We start from the raw sequence: 2,014 nt of genomic DNA, 5'->3' as shown, positions 1-2,014 counted from the left end.
GGTGGGTGACTTCGGCTTTGCGCTTGGGATCTTCGCGATCTTCTTCCTGACCGACAGCATCAACTTCTCGGACATCTTCGCGTCGGCCCCAGCACTGGCCGAAGAAAAGCTGCACTTCCTGTGGGGAGAGTGGACTGCGATCGAAGTCATCTGTGTGCTGCTGTTCATCGGCGCGATGGGTAAATCGGCTCAGTTGATCCTGCACACTTGGTTGCCGGATGCGATGGAAGGCCCGACGCCTGTGTCGGCCCTTATCCACGCCGCGACCATGGTGACTGCGGGTGTCTTCCTGGTCTGCCGCATGTCGCCGCTGATGGAGTTCGCGCCGGGCGCAACCGGCTTCATCACTGTGCTAGGCGCATCCACCGCGTTCTTTGCGGCCACCGTGGGGCTGGTGCAAACCGACATCAAGCGCGTGATTGCGTACTCGACCTGTTCTCAACTGGGCTACATGTTCGTGGCTGCTGGCGTGGGCATGTACTCGGCGGCGATGTTCCACCTGTTCACCCACGCCTTCTTCAAGGCCTTGTTGTTCCTTGGTGCGGGTTCCGTGATCCACGCCATGCATCACGAGCAGGAGATGACTGAATACGGCGGTCTGCGTAAGAAGATCCCCTATACTTTCTGGGCGATGATGATCGGCACGCTGGCTATCACCGGCGTTGGTATTCCGCTGACTACGTTCGGCTTTGCCGGGTTCCTGTCGAAGGATGCCATTATCGAGAGCGCTTATGCGGGAGGCTCAAGCTATGGCTTCTGGTTGTTGGTTGTGGCCGCTGCGTTCACGTCGTTCTACAGCTGGCGTCTGATCTTCCTGACCTTCTACGGTGAGCCGCGTGGCGACAAGCATACGCATGATCACGCGCATGAAAGCCCGATGGTCATGCTGGTGCCGCTGGGCGTTCTGTCACTGGGCGCGGTTTTTGCCGGGATGATCTGGTACGGCAACTTCTTTGGCCACGCCGACAAGGTTGGTAAGTTCTACGGCATCCCTGTTGCCGAAGCGTCTGAGCACGCAGAGGCCGGCGATCAGGGCAAAGCCGAAGGGCATGAAAATGCCGCACATTCGGATGACGGCCACGCAGACGATGGCCACGGTGACAAAGATGCGCATGGCGGTGATCACCACTATGCCTTTGTGGGCAAACCGGGTGAGGGTGCGCTGTACATGGCACCGGACAACCACGTGTTGGACGATGCGCATGCCGCTCCGAAATGGGTCAAGGTCTCGCCGTTTGTTGCGATGGTCCTGGGCTTTATCGTGGCCTATTGGTTCTACATCGTGAACACGACGCTGCCCGCGCGGTTGGCCGAGAACCAGCGCCCGCTGTACCTGTTCCTCAAGAACAAGTGGTACTTTGACGAGATCTACAACGTGATCTTTGTCAAACCCACCATCGCCCTTGGCCGGTTCCTGTGGAAGCGCGGCGACGGCAATACAATAGATGGCTTCCTGAACGGAGTAGCAATGGGCGTTGTTCCCTTCTTTACCCGCCTCGCAGGCAAGGCGCAGACCGGGTACATCTTCACCTATGCCTTCTGGATGGTGCTGGGCATCGCAGCCCTTGTGACCTGGATGTCTATCGGCGGAGGGGCCAACTAATGGACAATATCCTCTCTATCGTTACGTTCATCCCGGCGATTGCAGCAGGTATTCTGGCGCTGTTCCTGCATGGGGATGACGCTGCGGCCCAACGCAATGCCAAGTGGATCGCGCTGTTGGCGACGACCGTGACCTTCCTGGTATCGATTGGCATCTACACCGGTTTTGATCCCTCGAACCCCGGCTTCCAGATGGTGGAAGAGGGTGAGTGGCTGATGGGCCTGAAATACAAGATGGGTGTGGATGGCATCAGCGTTCTGTTCGTGCTGCTAACCACCTTCATCATGCCTCTGACCATTCTGGCCAGCTGGAATGTAACCGACCGTGTCAAGGAATACATGGTGGCGTTCCTGCTACTGGAAACCCTGATGCTGGGCGTGTTCATGGCGCTGGATCTGGTGCTGTTCTACC

Annotated in this window: 1 protein-coding gene and 1 pseudogene; both read left to right on the top strand. The window is 58.0% G+C overall.

Annotation, left to right across the window (positions count from 1 at the left end):
- Positions 1 to 1,603, top strand: a 1,603-nt coding sequence (gene nuoL / locus AC2FNU_RS24655; protein WP_496794231.1) for an NADH-quinone oxidoreductase subunit L, incomplete at its 5' end; no start/stop codon positions are given.
- Positions 1,603 to 2,014: pseudogene (locus AC2FNU_RS24650) on the top strand (NADH-quinone oxidoreductase subunit M); the annotation flags it as partial. The gene nuoL and the pseudogene AC2FNU_RS24650, both read left to right, overlap by 1 nt.

Source organism: Ruegeria sp. BHSB064 (assembly GCF_059613205.1).
Note: the sequence above shows the minus strand (reverse complement) of the source record. Positions and strands in the feature narration are given on the sequence as shown.